Below are 20147 nucleotides of genomic sequence, written 5' to 3'. Positions count from 1 at the left end.
TATTCGATAGAAGGAATACGTATTATGCAAATCAATCTAACTGGTCGTCACCTTGAAATCACTGATGCGTTGAAAGATTTCGTTAACGAAAAGTTTGCTAAACTCGAACGCCATTTTGATCATATTAATAATGTTTACGTCACGCTTAGCGTTGAAAAAGTTCGTCAGATTGCCGAAGCAACCCTTAATGTCAACGGTGGGGAGATTTTTGCAAACAGTGAATCAGAGGATATGTATGCCGCGATTGATTTATTGATTGATAAACTAGACAGACAAGTGATAAAACATAAGGAAAAGATGACTCGTCACTAACTTATGCACATTGAAGATGTTATTGTCCCCGAGCTTTGCGTGCTCGGGGCACAAGCCACAAGCCGGAAAAAAGCGTTACAGTTTATAGCTAACCTTTTGGCTGAACACAATACACACTATGAACCATTCCTGTTATTAAAAGCTCTAGTTGCTCGAGAACAACTGGGCACTACAGCAATTGGTAATGGTGTTGCCTTGCCACATGGCCGGCTTGATAATTGCGAGAAACCAGTGGCTGCTTTTGTTACCCTTGACCAATCGATTGATTTTGATGCTCCCGACGAGGAACCAATTGATATCATTTTCGCTTTAATAGTTCCAACAGAATTTGATTTTCAGGAGCTCAAGGGCCTAGATGGATTAATTGAGACCTTAAAAGACAAGAAAGTCTGCGCACAAATTCGTCATGCTCACAATAACCAGGCATTGTATGACATAATTGAAGCAGCTCTGACTCAACACGAGAAAGCACAAGATAAAATCAAAGCTAGAGACAAGAAAACTGAGAAAGAAGTTAGCACATGAAATTATTGATAGTCAGTGGTCGCTCAGGTTCAGGCAAGTCAGTCGCACTCAAAGCGCTCGAAGATATGGGTTATTATTGTATTGATAATCTTCCTTTGAGTTTGACCTTGAACGTCATTAATGATCATATACTGCGCAATGAAGATATTGCCATTGGTGTTGATGCTCGCAACCGCCATGATCTTGAACACTTCTCAGAAGAAATCAGCCGAATAAAAAAAGAAGCACCACAAGCTAAAACCTTATTTCTAGATGCGGATGAAAGCACTCTGCTTAAACGTTTTAGTGAAACACGTCGCCGCCACCCGTTAACCAGTCGTGGACTTTCCCTGCGCGATGCCATTAAAGAAGAAAAGAAGCTCCTGGAACCGGTTCGTGCTTCTGCTGATTTGGTGGTTAACACCTCCGAATTGTCTCCACACGAATTACGTGAGCGCTTACGTGAGAGGGTAAGCAGCGATAAAGGCCAATCGATGGATATCCGGCTGATATCGTTCGGTTTTAAGCATGGAGCTCCCAAAGATGCCGATTTTGTATTCGATGTGCGCTGTCTCCCCAACCCTTATTGGGATCCTGAGCTTAGAGACTTTAGCGGTACTGACCAGCCAATTCAGCAGTTTCTTGAGCAAAGCTCCCTGGTCATGGAATACACCTGGCAACTAAAAGTATTCTTTTCAACCTGGATCCCTGAGTTCAGCAAACAGGACCGCAGTTACTTCACCTGTGCTATTGGCTGCACCGGAGGACGCCATCGCTCAGTTTATATGGTGGAAACACTGGCTAATGCTCTTAAACCGCTCTATCCCAATATTTCAATCGAACACCGGCAGCTCGATAAAAAACTGTAAATTCACACAGTGTCATAGCCAGCAATGGTAGTTCTGCGTTAGAATACCAACAAAATCAACCAGTAAGATGCACCTATGGCGGAGACACAAGCAACACAAACACGTCAGGAACAGCTTCAGCTCTTAAATAATGCGCTGGACAGCGGGCATCTTATCCCGGTTAGAAACCTGCTGGAAGAACTTCGCTCAGCAGATATTGCTCACCTCCTTGAATCCACACCACCTCGCGTTCGTAATGTCATCTGGCAATTGCTGGATAAAGAGCGTGAAGGTGATGTTTTACAGCATCTCAACGATGAAATCCGCCAGTCCTTTATCGAGCAAATGCAACCACAGGAATTGGCCAATGCGCTGGCCGACCTGGATACCGATGATGTCGTAGATATTCTGGGCGATCTTTCGAAGAACGTCAGTAATCAGGTTCTTCGTTTACTCGACGAGCAAAATCGGGCCCAGATTGAGCACGCTCTCTCCTATCCGGAAGACTCTGCTGGTGGTCTGATGAATATCGATACCATCATGATCCGTCCTCGAGTGTCGGTGGAAGTGGTACTTCGATATTTAAGAATTCGCGGCAACATGCCACCTAACACTGACCACCTGTACGTAGTGGATTCGCGTGATGTTTTAATCGGCTCGGTGCCTATCAGTTCTATACTGACCTGCGACCCCGATACGCCCATTACCCAGATCGTCGATCAGGAAACTTTTACCATTCCAGTAGATATGCCTGAGACTGAAGTCGCCCAAATTTTCGAACGTCACGACTTGGTATCTGCACCAGTACTGGATGAAAACGGCCGCTTATTAGGTCGTATCACCATTGATGACGTAGTTGACGTTATCCGCGAAGAAGCCGATCACTCACTGATGTCAATGGCCGGTCTGGATGAGCTTGAAGACACTTTTGGTAAAATTGCTGCAACCGCCAAAAAACGTGCCATCTGGTTAGGTATCAATTTACTGACAGTCATTCTAGCTGCACTGGTTATTGGTTTATTTGAAAAAACTATTGCTCAAGTGACGTTATTAGCAGTGCTCCTGCCGATCGTTCCCAGCATGGGAGGCATTGCTGGAACCCAGACTCTGACACTAGTCATTCGCGGTATGTCGCTAGGACATATTGGCGAAGGTAACAAAGGCTACCTGCTCAAGAAAGAGTTGGCCGTCAGTATTATTAACGGTGTTTTGTGGGCGTTAGTTATAGCCGCGTTAGTTTATGGTTATTCCTATTATAAAGTATCTGGCGTCAACCACTTTCACTTAGCTATCACCATCGGTGGCGCCATGCTGTTCAACCTGGTCACAGGGGTTGTCAGCGGCGCTGTATTGCCGCTATTCCTTAAGAAAATCAACATTGACCCAGCGATAGCCGGTGGTGTGGTACTAACCACCGTGACTGACGTTGCCGGCTTCTTTGCACTGCTTGGTTTAGCAACGCTGTTCTTTGCCTAAAATCCCTTAATTAGCAACTCACTGCCCAGGTTAGTTAGTTTGCCACCATCATTTCTTTTATCGCAACCGAACCAGTCAAGATACTTGAGCGCTTATCCACATCATTAGAGATCGCAACGATATTTTTAAGCATCTGTTCCAGGTTTCCGGCAATCGTTAATTCTTGAGCAAAAAATTGAATCTCGCCATTTTCAAACCAGAAGCCACTGGCGCCTCGAGAATAATTGCCGGTTACCGTATTAACCCCTTGCCCCATCACTTCGGTTAGTAACAATCCAGACCCTAACTGCTGCATCATATCTTGCAGAGAGATATCCGATGATTTAACTATAATATTATGAATACCACCCGCGTTACCGGTAGTCTGCAGCCCTAAGCGACGTGCCGAGTAACCGCTCAGGAAGTAATCTTTCAACACCCCGTCTACCACAATATCACGCCTTTTGGTGGCGACCCCATCGCTGTCATAATTACCGCTACCAAACCCCTTGAGTATGAACGGATCTTCTTCTATCTGAACAAATTCGGGGAGAATCAGCTGATCCTTTTTATCCAGTAAAAAAGAGGCTCTTTGATATAAAGCCGCCCCTTTTAAGGCCGACAGCATGTGTGACCACAATCCTCGTGCCAGTTCTGCTGTAAAAATAACGGGGTAATTACCCGAAGGCATCTTCCCTTGCTTTAGCTTACTGATAACGCGATTCGCTGCCTTCTCACCAACGGTTTCTGATGCTAATAAATCGTCCACATCGCGACCAATAGTGTAATAACCATCTCGAATCATGCCATTATCCGTTTCGGCAATAACCGAATTGGACAAGCTGAATCGGGTAGTATGATTGGTACCGATGAAGCCATGACTATTCGCGTATAAAGACACCGAACGATGGCTGTAACTGGAAGCCCCTTCTGATTGCTTAATCCGGGCATCCGCTAAAGCTGCAGCTTCGCACTGCCTGGCAGATTCAACCATTTGCGGAATTGTCAGCTCATTGGGGTGATCCAGTTGCAAATCTTTAGATTCCGTTGCCATCAATGCCTTATCGACAAGCCCCGAATACGGATCAGGCTCCGTAAAACTGGCAATCTCACAAGCTGCCTGCACACCTTTATGTACTGCAGCTTCTGTCAGGTCATTAATCGAAACTGTCCCCTTGCGCTGATCAAAATACACATTGATGCCAAAATGACTGTCCTGATTAAACTCAAGAGTCTCAAGCTCTCCCTGCCGCACTTCAATACTATTACCCACAGTGTTATAGCACCAGATTTCGGACTGCTCTGCTCCGGCTTCAGCAGCTTGCTGAAGTGCAATTTGCACCATCAAACGTAATTGCTGCTCAGTTGCAGCCTGTTGCTCTGCGATTTGGCTTAAAGTTAAGTGTTTGTCAGCTACCACACGGCGCTCCCAATCTAGAGTCGAAAAGAACAGCCATTATAAGTGTTTGTTGGACAAGGACAAAACTTGACTTAACCTATTAGATTGTAAAGAATGAGAACTGGTTTTATTTAAGAATAAATCATGACCTTTTCGAAGTTGCTAGTGACAATCACAGCATTACTGTTGACGTCCAACAGCTATGCAGATGAAACGCCCCAAAGCACCGACTTGTTCGATGACGAACTGCCTACGGTTCTGTCTGCAACTCGATTAAAACAACCTCAGTCTGAAACTCCTGCATCCGTTACCATCATTGACCGTGAGCTGATCGAATCGTCTGGCGCGCGCAATATAGCCGAGGTGTTACGCCTGGTTCCGGGCATGAATGTCGGATACGTCAGCGGCAACACCCCAGAAGTCAGTATTCATGGCTTACATACGGATTTTTCTCGTCGCTTGCAGGTGTTGGTTGACGGTCGCTCAGTTTTTAAGCCCGGTCTGTCTCGCGTGTTATGGGGAAGTTTGACACTGTCCCTCGACGATGTAGAAAGAATTGAAGTGGTTCGCGGCCCGAATACCGCAGTATATGGCGCCAACTCATTTTTGGGCATTATTAACATCATTAGTCGACACCCATCGGATATCGCAAGCCACAAAGCCACTGCAACCATTGGCAATAAAGGGATTGCAGACGGCTCTTTACGTATCGCCAAGCAGTCAGAAGATTTTAGTTACCGCGTAACCGTTGGTCACCACAGTGATGATGGCTTTGATTTACAGCGTAATGGCAGTGAGCGTCATGATGACCATAAAACGGATTATTTTAGGGGTGATATGGTTTTTACCCCCACGCATGATGAGCAGTGGCGATTTATTTTTGGCTATAGCCAGGCAGATGAACAGCAAGACTTGCTTGATGTGTATCAAGTCAATCCCTATCACACCAAAACTACAGATGACGGCTTTGCCCAATTAATCTGGGATCGCCAACTGTCGACAGACCACGAAATCAAAATTAATGCACATTTCAGTCAGGATTCGATAGAAGAAGAGTGGCAAACTTGCCCTCCGGCAATATTTTTAACCAATGAACTGGGCTCACTTTACGATTATGACCCTACTTACACTGAGCAGTTAATCAGTGCCCTCTCCAACGGCACCCCCGCTCCGACTCCAGATAGTCCCGAAGCAGCCCTACTCACGCAACAAGTTTACGCACGCTTTCTGGAGCTTGGCAGTAGCCAAACTTGCGGTATAGCCAATCAGAATTTCGATGAAAGCAAGTGGGAAGTAGAACTACAGGATACCTACACCTTTGGTCAGGAGTTACGTCTGGTTTCAGGCTTTAGCTCTCGTCGTGACACTATTCAGGGAGAATCATTCTTTGAGCAAAAATTAACTAACGACATTTATCGGGTCTTTGCCAATATGGAATGGCGCTTCACTGACAACGCCTTACTGAATCTAGGCAGTATGTATGAGCACGATAAGTTTGTCGGTGGCGAATTTTCTCCACGAATTGCTTTGAACTACCTTGCCAACTCACGCTCCTCCTGGCGCTTTATCCTTGCTAAAGGCACCCGCTACCCTGATTTTTATGAGCAATCTGGCCATCGCCGTTATACGGTTCGCAACCTGACCACTCCCGTCAATGGCACAGATAGTTTCGCCACCTTTTATCAAACTCCACAATCAATGGGTAACCTCAAGTCTGAAACTATTTTATCTCGAGAAATCGGCTGGTATTATCGTCTGGGTAGCGATTTTAACTTTGACATGAAGCTGTTCTATGATGATTTAAGCCACACTATCGACGGCTTATTTGGACTTGAGGGTTATGACCCTCGTAATGCCAATGACTTCCAGACCAAAGGGGTTGATTTACAATTGGATTATCGGCTGACAGCTGATAGCAGACTATGGTTCAGTTACAGTTACCTTGAACTGGAAATGCAGAAAGGTCGCGATCTTCGTCATATTACTCCTAAGCAAACTTTAGCTTTGATGTATCAGCAAAACTTAACTGAACAGCTTGAGTTCAGTACCGCTTACTACTTACAGGACATGGATAACCGGGCAGACTTTAAACGATTAGATGCACGAATCAGTCATCGTTGGCCAATTGACGATAAAGAGCTTTCCTTATCCCTGGTATTACAGCACAATATCAACGAAGACTCCTTCTTTGATAGCAGCACAATTTGGGACTCCAAAAACATTGTTTTCGTCAAAGCAAGTTTGCAATTTTAAAATGGCACCAAGCAACCGCTAAACAAACCAATCACTCGATGACATAACGATATGACACCTCAAGACCAGCAAGACTCTACTGAAAAGTCCAAAAGCCAGGTTAAAAAAGAACTACTCGAAATCACCGAGCTTGGCGAGCATCTGTTAGAAATTCCTGCATCACTGTTAGCTAAACTCCCTTTGTCCGAAAACTGCTTGAAAGCAATAAAAGAAGGTCAAAAAATCAATCACCACACTGGGAAAAAGCGCCAGATAAAATACATTGGCAAGATCTTACGTGATGAGGACCTTGATGGTATTAGAGAAGAGCTTGCAATTGCTGATCAATATCACCAGCTTGAAGTCCGCAAGCAACACCTGCTTGAACAATGGCGTGACCGATTGATGGCTGAAGGTGACACAGCAACATTTGAGTTATTACAACTTGAGCCAAGCCTTGACCGCCAGCAGTTACGACAAATGGTGCGCAATGCGAAAAAAGAAAAGGAGCTCAATAAAGCTCCTAAATTCCAACGCGAGTTGTTTCGATACCTACGCGACAATATGCAGTTTAGTGAAGAGGGATAATATTTTTCAGGAAATATTCTTCGATGTGGTTTTAAAAGCATTTTCCCAGACCAAATATATCTTGCAAAACTAATACCTTTCAGTCTTCCTTAGCTACTTTTTCGCTACTCAGCGAGTTTCTTTTCTTTGCTTGTCCAAAGAAAAGAAACCAAAAGAAACGACACCCCGATATTGAGGCCTCGCTACGCGAGGCTCCCCGCGCCACTCCCAAAATATTTAACGCACCAGAATTTACATCACATCCATGTGCTGAAAATTCTTATCAAAATCATCCACGATTTTGATTGCTATATTTTGTACGTGCCTTAGCTCAATATAAGGGGAATTATTGGCACTATCCATAAGCAGTATAACCCTCTTATAAGGTCTATTTCATATTATGAGTGATAACGCATCGATGCTTTTAAAAGCATTATAAACTAAACATCAAGCCTGAGTTCCACCTACCGTCATTTGATCAACTTTCAACGTTGGCTGCCCAACGCAGACGGGAACACTTTGCCCATCTTTACCGCAAACTCCAATACCTGGGTCAAGTGAACTATCGTTGCCAACCATACTAACCCGCTTTAAGACTTCCGGACCATTACCCGTTAAAGTCGCTCCCTTTATAGGCGCGGTAATTTTTCCATCTTCAATCAAATATGCCTCGCTAGCGCTGAAAACAAAATTGCCCGAGGTTATGTCGACTTGCCCTCCTGCAAAATTGGGGGCATAAATGCCTTTCTTAACACTGCGAATGATCTCTTCAGGATCGGATTCTCCAGAAACCATGTAAGTGTTGGTCATACGTGGCATCGGCAAGTGTGCATAAGACTCTCGACGTCCATTTCCCGTTGGGTTTTGACCCATTAAGCGAGCATTTTGCTTGTCTTGCATGTAACCTTTAAGAATACCTTTTTCGATGAGCACGTTAGACTGACTGAGCGTTCCTTCATCATCTACGCTCAAAGAGCCTCGGTGATTAGGTAAAGTACCGTCATCAATAACCGTGCATAAACTGGACGCGACTTGTTGACCAATTTTATTGGCATAAGCGGATGAACCCTTTCGGTTAAAATCACCTTCCAGCCCGTGACCAACAGCCTCATGCAATAGAACCCCTGGCCAACCACTACCTAGAACCACCGGCATCATACCCGCTGGCGCATCAATCGCCTGCAGGTTGATCAATGCTTGTGTGACGGCCGTTTTAGCCAGTCCATCAAGATCGGCCTGCATTAATTCATGCCAATCGTAACGTCCACCCAAACCTGCGCTACCCCGTTCGCGACGACCCTGATGTTCGACGATAACTGAAACGTTTAAACGAATCATCGGACGTATGTCAGCAGCAATAGCTCCATCACTTGCGATCACCATCATTTGTTCATCAACCGCTGATAAGCTAACGATAACCTGCTGAACCTTTTCATCAAGCTGTCTTGCGTAGGCATCAACTCTTCTCAACAATTCGATCTTTTGCTGTTGTTCAATTTCAAATAAAACCGGACTGCTGGTATACAACTGCTTAGCGGCAACATGCTCAAATGCAATACTTTTTGCCTGACCAGATCGGCTCATACTGGAGGCTGCGCTGATCGCATTATCAAGCGCCTGCAATTGCAACTGGTTAGCATAGGCAAAACTGGTTTTTTCGCCCTCAATAGCACGCACACCGAGTCCTTTATTCAAATTAAAACTCGCATCTTTGACTATGCCATCTTCTAATTGCCAGTACTGATGCTGTACTTCCTGAATAAAAATATCTGAGTAGTCAATATCGTAGCGCTGTAATTTCCCAATAGCATCCTGGAGCCTGTCCAAGTTGAGATCGGATTCTTCGAATAAATTACGCTCAACTTTCTCTAATAATATGTTCATTCAGTTTTAACTCATTAATTTGCGGTGTTGATGTACAGGAAATTTCGCTTTTATTTGTGAGATTTTATCAATCTTTAACTCGCTCAGAAGAACACCTTCACGATCATCTAACTCACCAATAACCTCGCCCCAGGGATCGACCACCATACTATGACCAAAGGTCTTACGTTGATTATCATGAGTACCGGTTTGATTCGGAGCCACAATAAAGGCCAAGTTTTCTACAGCGCGTGCCTGCAATAATAGTTTCCAGTGAACCTTACCCGTTGCTAAAGTAAAAGCAGATGGTGCCAATATCACCTCAACATTAGAGGACTGATACAAGCGATACAATTCCGGGAAGCGCAAGTCATAACAAACAGAACAACCAAAGATCACATCATTCCACTCAAAAACAACGGGCTCAGTTCCCGCTAGTGTATTGGCTGACTCTAAATAGCTTTCGCCGTCTTTAACCGACACATCAAACATGTGGATCTTGTCATAATGCGTCAGTTTTAATCCTTCCTCATTATAAATATAGCAACGGGCGTACGGCCTTTTTTCTACATCAGACTCAATAGCAATGGTGCCACCAACCAGTAGCACTCCCAACTCTTTTGCCATTGCAGACATCCAGTCTTGAATCTTACCTTGACCATCTTGTTCAAGATAATCAAGTTTCTGTCCGTTATATTTTTCCATTAGGGCAAAGCTTTCTGGTAGAACAATTACTTGGGCACCTTGGTCTGCCGCTTGTTTGAGCAAGCCTTGTGCTTTGCGAAGGTTATCCTCGATACAACTGGATGAAGTCATTTGCACTAAGCCGACAACTAATCGTTTATTCATTTCCATCATCCTCCAGCTGTTCGTTTACTTCACCTTGCTCATCTTCTTCTGTGCTTTCTTGCTCTTCTATCAAGTCGGTTTCCCGAATTGGTTTATCCTCTATTTCGTCTAGAACTTCTTCATCAGGAACAACAATCTCTTTCGATTTTTTATCGAGTTCTATTACTTCCGGATTCGCCAAATCACCCTTAATCTTATATTCGATCCTTACCACTACATCCAAAACAGGCTCAAAAATTTTATTAATAAGCAGCATGATCAAGCCGGTAGTTGGTTCAATGGCCCATCCTGCTAATACTGGCAAGCTAGACCCTAGCTTAGGAATCACCACTACATTCTGATCAACGGTCTCATTCACCAGATTAGTATACCCAGTAATGGTCACATCTGCCGTTGCGCCATTGATGGATACTCTCTCACTGGTCACGACTCCTTCTTTAATAGTGAAGCGGCCATTGATCGTGTCATAAAAGAAACCGTCCTCAAACAAATCTCTGAAATCCAACGACAGGCGGCGACGCAAACTTTGTAGTGAGAACAAACTAAACACCCGAGCTTGTCGATCACTGAGTTCCCTGACCACTCCCTGGCCAGTATCCACAGTCAAGTTTCCATTGCTATTAACCAACTCAAACTGATGCCAACCACCACTCCAGCTTAGATTTAAACTGCCGTTTGTACGAGTATCTTTAATACCATCACCATAACCCCATCGCTCTAATAGACGCCCCGCATTAGGCGAATTAAACGTTATCTTGATGTTACTCGTATCACCAATCCAGCTACCTTCAAGGTACGCAGCCAGTAAACCCTCTATTTTACTATCGCCTTGTAACGCTACTCCTTCTGGTGTTTGCTGAGTTACCAGCGTTAAGACACCCGTATCAATACCATTAATGCGACAAGAAGCACATTCCAGCTGCCAGTTATATAAAGCCTCTTTTTCTAGATCAATATCTGTGTCAGATAACTTACTAAATGGTTCTAATGTAATATCCAACTTATCTATCACTACATGCTTACGACCATCGTCATAAAAAGTCAGGCTGCCCTGACCTTCTTGTGCTGTCACTTTAAAGCGTAGGTATTGACCTGCCAACAATTCATCAACCAGATGCACATCGTGCAACTTTTGACCTGCCACATCTAACTGTGGTGTTTTTATGTCGATATGATTGATCCATTGTGGCCAGGCAAAGGATCCGCCACTTTTAAACTGCAAACTATTAATCCAGTCATAGCTTTTAATTTCATTAAATTCACCACGAATGGCCACTCCGTTATCTGGTGATGGAATCTTGGTTGTTGCCAAATTACCGAGTGCTATGACACCCTTTACATCGTTTGGATTATTGCTACTAAATTGCAGTTGTGAAGATATCGTATTGCGATAAATGGCACGGGATAGAACATTCCCTTCAGACTCAAATAAAGTCACTAACACATCAGCAATGTCTTGCTCATTTTTGCTTAACCAATCTGGGCCAGCGATTGTGGTGCCCTTTAAATCTGTTCGCACGATTAACGACTGCTTAGTGTCTTCATCTACTCGATAACGAACCACTAATTCGCTGGAACCTGTGATGCTTAGAGGTGATTGAATATTATTTGCATCAAAAACCTTTCCCACAGAAAAGTTCGATACAGCATCTAACTTGACCAGGTCGTTGTTCTCGGTAAAGTCATCAATTTTCACATCAATAGCAAACACATTCCCCCACAAGCGACCTTGCAGGTTTTGTGAATAAGCCCCGTCATCAGTAAAATGCATGGTGCCTTTAACTCGGCTCAACTCCAGCGGGTAATCTTTCAATCCAATTTTGTGACCGTTAAGTGGAATAGTACCAACAACGCTGGCAGGAACATCGTTACCTAAAGGAACGGTAATCTCGAGAGTTGGATTAATCGACCGATCAATCGTAAAGTCAGTTACTGCATCGCCAAGATCATCCTTTAATGGCGATTGATTATGCAATGCTAAATAACTTTCATTGGTAGCGACTGCATCAACATTGATCACTAACATCGAAATTTCGTTGCTGAAAGAATCAATCGTCGCTGTCGCTTTATTGACGGTAGTGCCCAACAAATTTCCAGAGTTGGAAGTGATTAACATTTCATCATTACTAAAGATGGCTTTAGCATTAATCTGTTCGGCTTGTGGCCAGTCTGGATCAAATTTAAAAATAGCATCACTAACATCGGCTTCAACGTAAAACTGCCCATCTCCATTTTGATAAGGGAAAGCTTCCAGTCCGCCTCTTAAAATGAGCTTAGCCTTGTCAACCTTACCGCCAACCAAACTCATATCAAGAAACTCAAGCGCTTTCTGCTTCATGCCCTTTCTTGGCCAGTATTGGTGAAGCTGAGCTATATTGATATCGGAAGCTTCGGCATACATCGCAACCTCAGCATCAAGAGCGCCCTGTTCAGTCTCGAACAACTCAACCAAACCTTCAGCTTTGAGTTTGAAGTCTGCATTAGTAGCAAATAGCTCATCAACTTGAATAACCCTCGTTTGATCAAAGGTTAGCAGGCCATCAAATAAAACCGAGTCAAGTTCAACAGGGTTCGTTAACCATTGAGTCATCGCAAGTTGTGTATTATTAGCTGCAAGCTTCAGCCTCCACTTCCCCTCTTCATCTTTAATGGATAGATGATCAATAACAATACCCGGGATCTGTTCGTGCTCGCGTAAGCTTACGTCACTCAGAATAATATCGGCTTTTACTGGCTTGAATGACTGCTCCGTTTGCTCTGCTATCAGTTGAAACTGATTAATGTGACCATCAGGCTCTATGCTATTGATAATTGCTAGATGCTCGGCTGTTAAGAAAGGTTTTACTGAAGTAACTAAATAGCCTATTGGAAAGTTATCCGCTGATATCGTCCAGTTGGCAACAGAGTCATTTTTTGTCATATCCACAAAAAAATCACTTTTGAATTCAACCAACTCTTTTTCAACGAACTCTTGTTCCACTAGCTCTTGCTCAATCGACTCTTGAATGGGACCCGGCGCTTCTGACTCTACAGCTCTTCTTTCCACTAAATGAAACTGATCGCTTGATAAGTGAAAACTCTTTTCATCAGAGATAAACCGAATCGCACCCTTCAGTTCTGCAATACGGGACTGATCACCGGACGCTATAAACTGACTATAGCCAGCTACCGGCACATCACCGTGATAAGTTAACCACAAGTTCAGATCGATTAAGTCAACGGGAAATTCCTGATCCAGGTTTAGAAACTGAGCAAGCGACTTCACATCGGTATCTTCAAGTGCGGTATAAATACCTATTTCGCTATTATCGGCCAATGGCTGGCCTTGTGACTCAAGGATGAAACGCCCTCTGGAGAATAGTTCGCTACGAGTATCCACAATCAGCTGGCGCTCATTGCCTAACTTTTCGAAACGAATCAGGGGAGCGATAAGAGTTCGGCTATTTCCCTGATGTCTTAGAGTTAGCGTCAAGTCTCGCACTAAAATCTTACGCTGCTCTAATACTTCAGGACGCATTCTTAATGCTAACTTTAAAGAATCAATCGAAAATGCTGGTTCATTTTCTGATTCAAATTCATTTATGGCGTAGCTTAATTGAACGCCATTAATCTCTACCGATTCCGTCTGTAGATAACCATCCAGTAAACTTTTCCATAAATTAAGTTCAATGGTATTACGAGAACTTATTAGCTCAATTCTATGGTCGTCACTCTTCCATCTCATCTCTTCCAGATAAACTGTTGGTCTAAATCGCGTCCAGTCTACAACCAGTTCATCATAGTCAAATTCACCACCAATATACTCTTCAACCAGTTCAACAACGGTTTCTTTGTCATCGAGCCAGTAAGGTAGAATCAGCTTAACGACAGAGATTAACAGCACAAAAACAATGACCACAAGTGAAACCAACCAGAGCAATTTGGTTAGCCACTTTCGAACTGTCGTAATGATGTTTTTAGCCATTCAAAGTTCGTCTACATTAACACTACATCAAACTGATCAGGCGAGTATAAACTTTCAACCTGAAGACGGATTGGTTTATCAATTTCAACTTCAAGCTCAGCCAAGCTACTCGCTTCCTCGTCCAATAAACAGTCAACTACTTCCTGATTTGCTAGCACTAAAAACTTTTGCGCATCATAGGCACGCGCAGATCTACTGAGTTCGCGGAAAATTTCGTAGCATACGGTAACCGGTGTTTTGACAAAGCCTCTACCGTTACATTGCTGGCAGGGCTCACACATTAATCGCTCCAGACTTTCCCTTGAGCGCTTACGCGTCATCTCAACCAGCCCCAAAGTAGACACTTCAGATATTGAAGTTTTGACATGATCGCGCTCAACCATTTTCTCTAAGGTGCGCAAAACTTGCCGCTTGTGCTCCTCATCCTGCATATCAATAAAATCAACAATAATAATGCCGCCAAGGTTACGTAAACGAAGTTGACGCGCTAATGCTGTTGCAGCTTCAAGGTTGGTTCTAAAAATCGTTTCTTCTAAGTTTTTATGGCCAATAAAAGCACCGGTATTCACATCTACGGTCGTCATCGCTTCCGTTTGATCGATGATCAGGTAGCCACCTGACTTTAATGGTACCTTTCGTTCCAGTGCTTTTTTAATTTCTTCTTCAATATTGTACAAATCAAAAATCGGACGTTCTCCATCATAAAGTTCTATGCGGTTTTTAATATCCGGCAGGAACTCCATGATAAAAGCATAAATCCGTTTGTAGCTTTCCTGATTATCTACCCGCACACGCTCTATATCATCTTCAATAATGTCACGCATGATCCGAAGTTCCAGAGCTAAATCTTCATGGATCAGTTGTGGTGCTTTAGCTGTCTTGGATTTCTCGCTTATGCCACCCCATAGCTTGGACAGAAACTTTACATCACGATCCAGTTCAATATCGCTCGCCCCTTCGGCAGCAGTACGAATGATATATCCGGTATCACTACCGAAATCAGTATCGGCTAATAAGTCTTTCAATCGAGTGCGCTCATCGATATCTTCAATCCGTTGCGAAACACCCACATGCGGATTGTCGGGCATCAGGACCAGAAAGCGAGAGGGTATAGTGATATGAGTGGTTAAGCGTGCACCTTTACTGCCGATAGGATCTTTAATGACCTGGACAATGATTTTCTGCCCTTCTCGAAGAAGAGTTGTAATATCCGCTTCATGCGCTTCCTGTTTATCTAGAAGCTCCGAGCCTTCAACAGCCAATTTATTCTCATCGCTCTTAATCGCAATAATGTCAGCCACATGCAAAAAAGCGGCACGCTCATGTCCGATATCGACAAAAGCAGCCTGCATTCCTGGCATCACACGACGTACCGTTCCTTTATAAATATTTCCGACAATACCACGGTTACTGATGCGCTCCAGATGCACTTCCTGCAACACACCATTTTCCACCAAGGCAACGCGTGTTTCCTGGGGTGTGACATTAATTAAAATTTCATCACGCATTATTTTGGCGACCTCCTGCTTGAGGTAAGAGCTGAGGTGAAAGACGAGCTGAGAGCAAATGCTTGATCTGCATCTGCTCTAACAGAATTCTGGTTTCATACAATGGTAACCCAACAATCCCGCTGTAACTACCATTGATACCAGTTACCAAGCTACCAGCTACGCCCTGAATCGCGTATGAACCGGCTTTGCCTAACGGTTCTTCAGTCGCACAATAAGCGTCTATTGTGTGCTCGTCTAATTGACTGAAAGTCACTTCGCTTTTAGACACTTGGCAAATTTCTTTTTCCTGCCAACAAAGACTAACTCCACTATAAACCTGGTGAGTTTGCCCCGACAGTTGTTTGAGCATCGATTTTGCTTCGTTCAGATCCGTAGGTTTGCCGAGAAATTGACCATTCAATACCACAATAGTATCAGCACCTAGAATAGGCAGGGGTTTATCAGGATCACAAAAGGGTTGAGCAGAACGCGCTTTACCAATCGCCAACCTCGTAACATAGTCTTCCGGCGATTCACTGTTTAACGGAGTCTCATCGAAATCGTTAGCCACCTGAATAAAGGATACTCCGAGCTGGGCTAATAATTCCTTACGCCGTGGCGAAGCGGAAGCCAAATAGATTTGTTCAAACATCAAGCCTCCTTAAAAATACTGCATAGACTAGGTGCTTACACCACATGCTTATACCACATGGAAATAACGACGAATATCACGTAGTAGAATAAACAACCAGGGCCATAGCAAGCCGTTAGTAATGGTAGCCATCCAGTACCAGCTGTCACTTTCTGGCTTACCGGTAAGACGTGCCAACCATAAGATTATGGCAAAATAAATAATGCTTAAAAGTATCAGTGTCAGAGCCTGCTTCCATAAAGGGAATAAGCGGAGTCTTTGGTGATTAAGTTGCAAAATAAAGGTCACAAAAGCCAACGCAAAACTGTGCAGGCCCAGCGTAGTACCAAGCAATGCATCAAGTGCTAAGCCAGTAATGAAAGCCCAAAGCAAGCCAATACGATGAGGTAAAGCAATGACCCAGTAGCCCAAAACTAAAAAAGTAAAACTTGGCCTAAAAGATTGCCAACTTTCTGGCAAAGGAAAAATATCCAGAATCATACCAATGATGAGACTCAGGATAATGACCCAGGTTCCATGCTTAGCTTGATTGTTCATCGTTTTCATACCACTAATTCTCCGATGACTTTACTTCGGCTTCATCAACCGAATCATTCACTGGCTCGTAAGGCCATAACAACAAGACATGGTTGGAAGTATTAATGTTAGCCGTTGGCTCAGCAACTATCTGTGCATAAGGTTGAGCGGATTGCTTAACCACTGAAATCACTTTAGCAACCGGATAGCCATCAGGAAATTTTTCACCCAGCCCTGAACTCAATAATAAGTCACCTTCGCGAATATCGGTGGTATTGGGCAAATGCCGCAAGAATAACAATTGCCCATCGCCTTGCGCGATAGCTCGAACTCCATTGCGATCATTACGAACAGGAATGGCATGCTTTTGATCGTTCAGAAGAATCATTCGACTGGTGGTTAAAGACACTTCAACAATCTGCCCCATGACACCATCCGAATCGACCACAGGCTGCCCCATAAAAACATCATCCGCCGAACCTTTATTTAACAGCAGCTCGTTTGAAAAACGCTGGCTATCAATATTCAAGACCTCGGCAATTAAACGTTTTCCACGAAAGGAACGCGACGACCCCAGCAAAGAACGTAAGCGAGCATTTTCAGACTCAAGACCAATCAAGCGTTGATTTTGTGCCTTTAAGATCAAAACCTCATCTTTAAGCTGGCGGTTTTCATCAATTAAGTCATTACGACTAACAATATTATTGTCAGCCCATGCTGCAATTTCATTGGGTAAATTAGCAAGATAATACAAGGGGGAGAGAAAGGTCGCAGTCGCTTTTCGCGCACTGGTCAAATAACCATAGCGGTAGTCCAGAACCATCAGGACGCACGCAAGCAACAGCGTGATAATCAGCTGTAAAACTAACGATGGTCCCCGTGTAAATAGGTTTTTAATAACTGGACTCCTGAAGCAGATACAAAAAACGGGCCTGTAAGAGCCCGATTTTCGTCAATATTTCTATAAAAATCAATCGTATGAGAATAAATCGCCGCCATGCTCATCGATTGTTTCAAGAACTTTACCACCACCACGAGCAACGCAGGTCAATGGATCTTCAGCGACAATCACTGGCAAACCGGTTTCTTCCATCAATAAACGATCGATATCGCGAATCAAGGCACCACCGCCGGTTAATACCATACCACGCTCAGAAATATCAGCTGCCAACTCAGGAGGTGATTGCTCCAATACCGCTTTAACTGCACGTACAATGCCGTGCAATGGATTTTGTAGCGCCTCTAATACTTCGTTACTGTTAATCGTAAAGCTTCTTGGAATGCCTTCGGCCAGGTTTCGACCGCGAACATCTAATTCACGAACTTCCGTACCGGGATAAGCCGTGCCAATTTCATGTTTAATACGCTCAGCAGTTGCTTCACCAATAATGGTTCCATAATTGCGGCGAATGTATTCGATGATAGCTTCATCAAAACGGTCACCACCAATACGCACCGAATCAGAATAAACCACGCCATTCAGCGACAGGATCGCAATCTCGGTAGTACCACCACCAATATCAACGACCATGGAACCACGCGCTTCACCAACTGGCAAACCTGCACCAACCGCAGCTGCAACCGGCTCTTCAATCAGGAATACGTCACGTGCACCAGCACCTATCGCTGACTCTTTAATAGCACGACGCTCAACCTGAGTAGAACCGCAGGGAACACAGATAAGAACACGAGGGCTTGGACGGAAGAAGGTGTTGTCGTGAACTTTACGAATAAAATGCTGAAGCATTTTTTCTGTCACTTCAAAATCCGCAATCACACCATCTTTTAAAGGACGGATAGCAACTATATTGCCCGGTGTACGACCCAACATGCGCTTAGCAGCTTCACCTACTGCCGCAATTGATTTTGCCCCGCCAGCACGTTCCTGACGAATAGCAACCACTGAAGGCTCGTTCAAAACGATGCCCTGGTCACGAACATAAATCAAAGTGTTGGCTGTCCCCAAATCAATCGACAGGTCGGTTGAAAATAAACCACGTAATTTATTAAACATCTAAGGAAATTTCTCGCTAATTTCAAAATAAGGATGATTATAGGATTCGGGCTCAGGTTATTGTAGTCACAAAACTCGAGCCAAGCGTTGCTATTCGAATTGGCTCAAACGCCAGTAATAGCAAGGCTTATATGCTTTTCTACCCAATCGGGCTACTCTAACAATACTGACCTGTGTGAGCAAGCTAAAAACCCATCGCTCACTGATTTTTTGTGAAGCGGTAATGGCTTTTGGCTGGAATGATACTAATGCGCATAAAATCCCCATATACATGGACACTTTCCCAGGGGTTTGGTTCAACAGCACAGCACCGATATTCTTTATCATTGTTGGTCGAGTTTTTAGTTCTTTGAGTACAAATGCGGTGAACCAAGTGACAAACCTTAACAACGCATCATTCCCCACAGACATGTCATCCTATGCTTTAAACGCTGTCTATTCGGAAGGAGAATGAATGGATGGCAGAGAGAGGAAAAAGCTCAAGATTGTCATTAGTCTAAAAGACCGCTCAGAATGATGAGCCCCTCTCTCGCTTTGTCAACCTCGAACAGTTCATGGGGCTAAGAGCCCGTATTCAGGATAGCGGAGTGTCGACAAAGTTGCCATGTTCAAAAGATAGCATAGCTTGAGGATTTTTGTCATGACGTATATTGGTGTGGATGTCTCTAAGTTAACGATAGACTGTGCCTGTTTTTTTGAAGGTCGCTGGCACCATCATCGTTACGCTAATTCCCTAAAAGGTTTCAAAGAAGCATTGTCAGCAGCCCCTGATGGTTCCCATTGGGTGATGGAAGCCACAGGAACCTATCATCAGCGCCTGTCTTATTTTCTGCATGAGCAGCAGTGTCGCCTGAGTGTTGTTAATCCACTGTCGATAAAGCGCTATGGTCAGATGAAACTAAGACGAGCTAAAACCGATAAGGCGGATGCGAAGCTGATTGCAGAATACGGCATGTCGGAAGCGCCGAAAGTGTGGCGACCAACGTCCCCCGAGATAGCGAAACTCAAGCAGTTAGAGCACTGGCGGCAAGAGCTGATGACAACGCACACACGACTCACGAATCAACTTGAAGCCATGAACCACAGCGTTTACTGCTCAGAGAGCGTCGTCGGTTTGATAGGCGAACAGTTAAAACTTTGTGAGCAACAGATTAAAGCCTGTGAACAGGAGCTTCAGCAGAGTGTTCAAAAATGGGAAGGTGAGTTGTACCAGAGGTTGTTGTCGATCCCCGGGATAGGGCCTAAAACAGCGTGTCATTTAATTATACTCACTGACGGCTTCAGGCGGTTTGATACCGTTAAGCAGTTGATAGCCTATGTGGGGTTGGCTTCCAGAGCGCATAGCTCTGGAACCAGTATTGCAGGCTCCAGAGCTATCGTGAAATCAGGAACCAATGTATTACGAAAACTGTTGTACCTATGCAGTTAGACCGCTTCTAAAGCAAACCCAGGTTGCCGGCAGTTATCAGAGCGATTGTTAGC

Annotated in this window: 16 protein-coding genes; 7 read left to right on the top strand and 9 right to left on the bottom strand. The window is 44.1% G+C overall.

Going from position 1 to position 20147, the window contains the following annotated elements:
- The first annotated feature begins 24 nt into the window (after nucleotides 1–24).
- From hpf to mgtE, 4 genes are all read left to right on the top strand, one after another.
- Entirely contained in the window at nucleotides 25–312 is a 288-nt protein-coding gene (gene hpf / locus ACYTXU_RS01795) for a ribosome hibernation promoting factor (protein ID WP_462207907.1), read from the top strand.
- 3 nt (nucleotides 313–315) lie between these two features.
- Complete coding sequence (locus tag ACYTXU_RS01790) at nucleotides 316–837, top strand: PTS sugar transporter subunit IIA (protein ID WP_462207906.1); 522 nt, start codon at nucleotides 316–318, stop codon at nucleotides 835–837.
- The gene (gene rapZ / locus ACYTXU_RS01785) at nucleotides 834–1685 is read left to right on the top strand and encodes an RNase adapter RapZ (protein WP_462207905.1); all 852 of its coding nucleotides are present in this window, start codon (nucleotides 834–836) and stop codon (nucleotides 1683–1685) included. Before ACYTXU_RS01790 ends, rapZ begins: the two co-directional genes overlap by 4 nt.
- Before the next feature lie 75 nt (nucleotides 1686–1760).
- Entirely contained in the window at nucleotides 1761–3140 is a 1380-nt protein-coding gene (gene mgtE / locus ACYTXU_RS01780) for a magnesium transporter (protein ID WP_462207903.1), read from the top strand.
- A 34-nt stretch (nucleotides 3141–3174) separates the two neighbouring features.
- Here mgtE and pmbA read toward each other — a convergent pair whose 3' ends face one another.
- On the bottom strand, nucleotides 3175–4539 hold the full coding sequence (pmbA, locus tag ACYTXU_RS01775; RefSeq protein ID WP_462207902.1) for a metalloprotease PmbA: 1365 nt from the start codon (nucleotides 4537–4539) through the stop codon (nucleotides 3175–3177).
- Nucleotides 4540–4662: 123 nt separating this feature from the next.
- On the opposite strand from pmbA, the gene ACYTXU_RS01770 reads away from it, so the two are divergent.
- The gene (locus ACYTXU_RS01770; RefSeq protein ID WP_462207900.1) at nucleotides 4663–6771 is read left to right on the top strand and encodes a TonB-dependent receptor plug domain-containing protein; all 2109 of its coding nucleotides are present in this window, start codon (nucleotides 4663–4665) and stop codon (nucleotides 6769–6771) included.
- A 51-nt stretch (nucleotides 6772–6822) separates the two neighbouring features.
- A complete protein-coding gene (gene yjgA, locus ACYTXU_RS01765) occupies nucleotides 6823–7338 on the top strand; it encodes a ribosome biogenesis factor YjgA (protein ID WP_462207899.1) in 516 nt (171 codons plus the stop codon).
- A 426-nt stretch (nucleotides 7339–7764) separates the two neighbouring features.
- On the opposite strand, the gene tldD is transcribed toward yjgA, so the two are convergent.
- The 8 genes from tldD to ACYTXU_RS01725 form a co-directional block, all read right to left on the bottom strand.
- Nucleotides 7765–9201 (bottom strand): metalloprotease TldD, encoded by a 1437-nt coding sequence (gene tldD, locus ACYTXU_RS01760; RefSeq protein WP_462207898.1) that lies wholly within the window; start codon nucleotides 9199–9201, stop codon nucleotides 7765–7767.
- A gap of 6 nt (nucleotides 9202–9207) precedes the next feature.
- Nucleotides 9208–10029 carry a carbon-nitrogen hydrolase family protein gene (locus ACYTXU_RS01755; RefSeq protein ID WP_462207896.1) on the bottom strand — a complete coding sequence of 274 codons (822 nt, stop codon included), beginning with the start codon at nucleotides 10027–10029 and terminating at the stop codon, nucleotides 9208–9210.
- Entirely contained in the window at nucleotides 10022–13993 is a 3972-nt protein-coding gene (locus ACYTXU_RS01750; protein WP_462207894.1) for a YhdP family protein, read from the bottom strand. The genes ACYTXU_RS01755 and ACYTXU_RS01750 overlap by 8 nt, the downstream gene beginning before the upstream one ends.
- A gap of 11 nt (nucleotides 13994–14004) precedes the next feature.
- Nucleotides 14005–15501 carry a ribonuclease G gene (gene rng / locus ACYTXU_RS01745; protein WP_462207893.1) on the bottom strand — a complete coding sequence of 499 codons (1497 nt, stop codon included), beginning with the start codon at nucleotides 15499–15501 and terminating at the stop codon, nucleotides 14005–14007.
- Nucleotides 15494–16135: a Maf family protein gene (locus ACYTXU_RS01740; protein ID WP_462207892.1), complete on the bottom strand. Its 642-nt coding sequence runs from the start codon at nucleotides 16133–16135 to the stop codon at nucleotides 15494–15496. The genes rng and ACYTXU_RS01740 overlap by 8 nt, the downstream gene beginning before the upstream one ends.
- 48 nt (nucleotides 16136–16183) lie before the next feature.
- Entirely contained in the window at nucleotides 16184–16681 is a 498-nt protein-coding gene (gene mreD, locus ACYTXU_RS01735; protein ID WP_462207890.1) for a rod shape-determining protein MreD, read from the bottom strand.
- Between the two features lie 4 nt (nucleotides 16682–16685).
- Nucleotides 16686–17492 (bottom strand): rod shape-determining protein MreC, encoded by an 807-nt coding sequence (mreC, locus tag ACYTXU_RS01730; RefSeq protein WP_462207889.1) that lies wholly within the window; start codon nucleotides 17490–17492, stop codon nucleotides 16686–16688.
- 129 nt (nucleotides 17493–17621) lie between these two features.
- Nucleotides 17622–18665, bottom strand: coding sequence for a rod shape-determining protein (locus ACYTXU_RS01725; protein ID WP_462207887.1), 1044 nt, complete (start codon nucleotides 18663–18665; stop codon nucleotides 17622–17624).
- Nucleotides 18666–19305: 640 nt separating this feature from the next.
- Here ACYTXU_RS01725 and ACYTXU_RS01720 point away from each other — a divergent pair.
- Nucleotides 19306–20094, top strand: coding sequence for an IS110 family transposase (locus ACYTXU_RS01720; RefSeq protein WP_462207885.1), 789 nt, complete (start codon nucleotides 19306–19308; stop codon nucleotides 20092–20094).
- Nucleotides 20095–20147: the final 53 nt, after the last annotated feature.

It is taken from the genome of Kangiella sp. M94 (genome assembly GCF_054926195.1).
Note: the sequence above shows the minus strand (reverse complement) of the source record. Positions and strands in the feature narration are given on the sequence as shown.

What these genes read in the sequence shown, in the direction of transcription:
- hpf (WP_462207907.1), top strand. Translation starts at nt 25, where the DNA reads ATGCAAATCAATCTAACTGGTCGTCACCTTGAAATCACTGATGCGTTG.
- ACYTXU_RS01790 (WP_462207906.1), top strand. Translation starts at nt 316, where the DNA reads ATGCACATTGAAGATGTTATTGTCCCCGAGCTTTGCGTGCTCGGGGCA.
- rapZ (WP_462207905.1), top strand. Translation starts at nt 834, where the DNA reads ATGAAATTATTGATAGTCAGTGGTCGCTCAGGTTCAGGCAAGTCAGTC.
- mgtE (WP_462207903.1), top strand. Translation starts at nt 1,761, where the DNA reads ATGGCGGAGACACAAGCAACACAAACACGTCAGGAACAGCTTCAGCTC.
- ACYTXU_RS01770 (WP_462207900.1), top strand. Translation starts at nt 4,663, where the DNA reads ATGACCTTTTCGAAGTTGCTAGTGACAATCACAGCATTACTGTTGACG.
- yjgA (WP_462207899.1), top strand. Translation starts at nt 6,823, where the DNA reads ATGACACCTCAAGACCAGCAAGACTCTACTGAAAAGTCCAAAAGCCAG.
- tldD (WP_462207898.1), bottom strand. Translation starts at nt 9,201, where the DNA reads ATGAACATATTATTAGAGAAAGTTGAGCGTAATTTATTCGAAGAATCC.
- ACYTXU_RS01755 (WP_462207896.1), bottom strand. Translation starts at nt 10,029, where the DNA reads ATGAATAAACGATTAGTTGTCGGCTTAGTGCAAATGACTTCATCCAGT.
- ACYTXU_RS01750 (WP_462207894.1), bottom strand. Translation starts at nt 13,993, where the DNA reads ATGGCTAAAAACATCATTACGACAGTTCGAAAGTGGCTAACCAAATTG.
- rng (WP_462207893.1), bottom strand. Translation starts at nt 15,501, where the DNA reads ATGCGTGATGAAATTTTAATTAATGTCACACCCCAGGAAACACGCGTT.
- ACYTXU_RS01740 (WP_462207892.1), bottom strand. Translation starts at nt 16,135, where the DNA reads ATGTTTGAACAAATCTATTTGGCTTCCGCTTCGCCACGGCGTAAGGAA.
- mreD (WP_462207890.1), bottom strand. Translation starts at nt 16,681, where the DNA reads ATGAAAACGATGAACAATCAAGCTAAGCATGGAACCTGGGTCATTATC.
- ACYTXU_RS01725 (WP_462207887.1), bottom strand. Translation starts at nt 18,665, where the DNA reads ATGTTTAATAAATTACGTGGTTTATTTTCAACCGACCTGTCGATTGAT.
- ACYTXU_RS01720 (WP_462207885.1), top strand. Translation starts at nt 19,306, where the DNA reads ATGACGTATATTGGTGTGGATGTCTCTAAGTTAACGATAGACTGTGCC.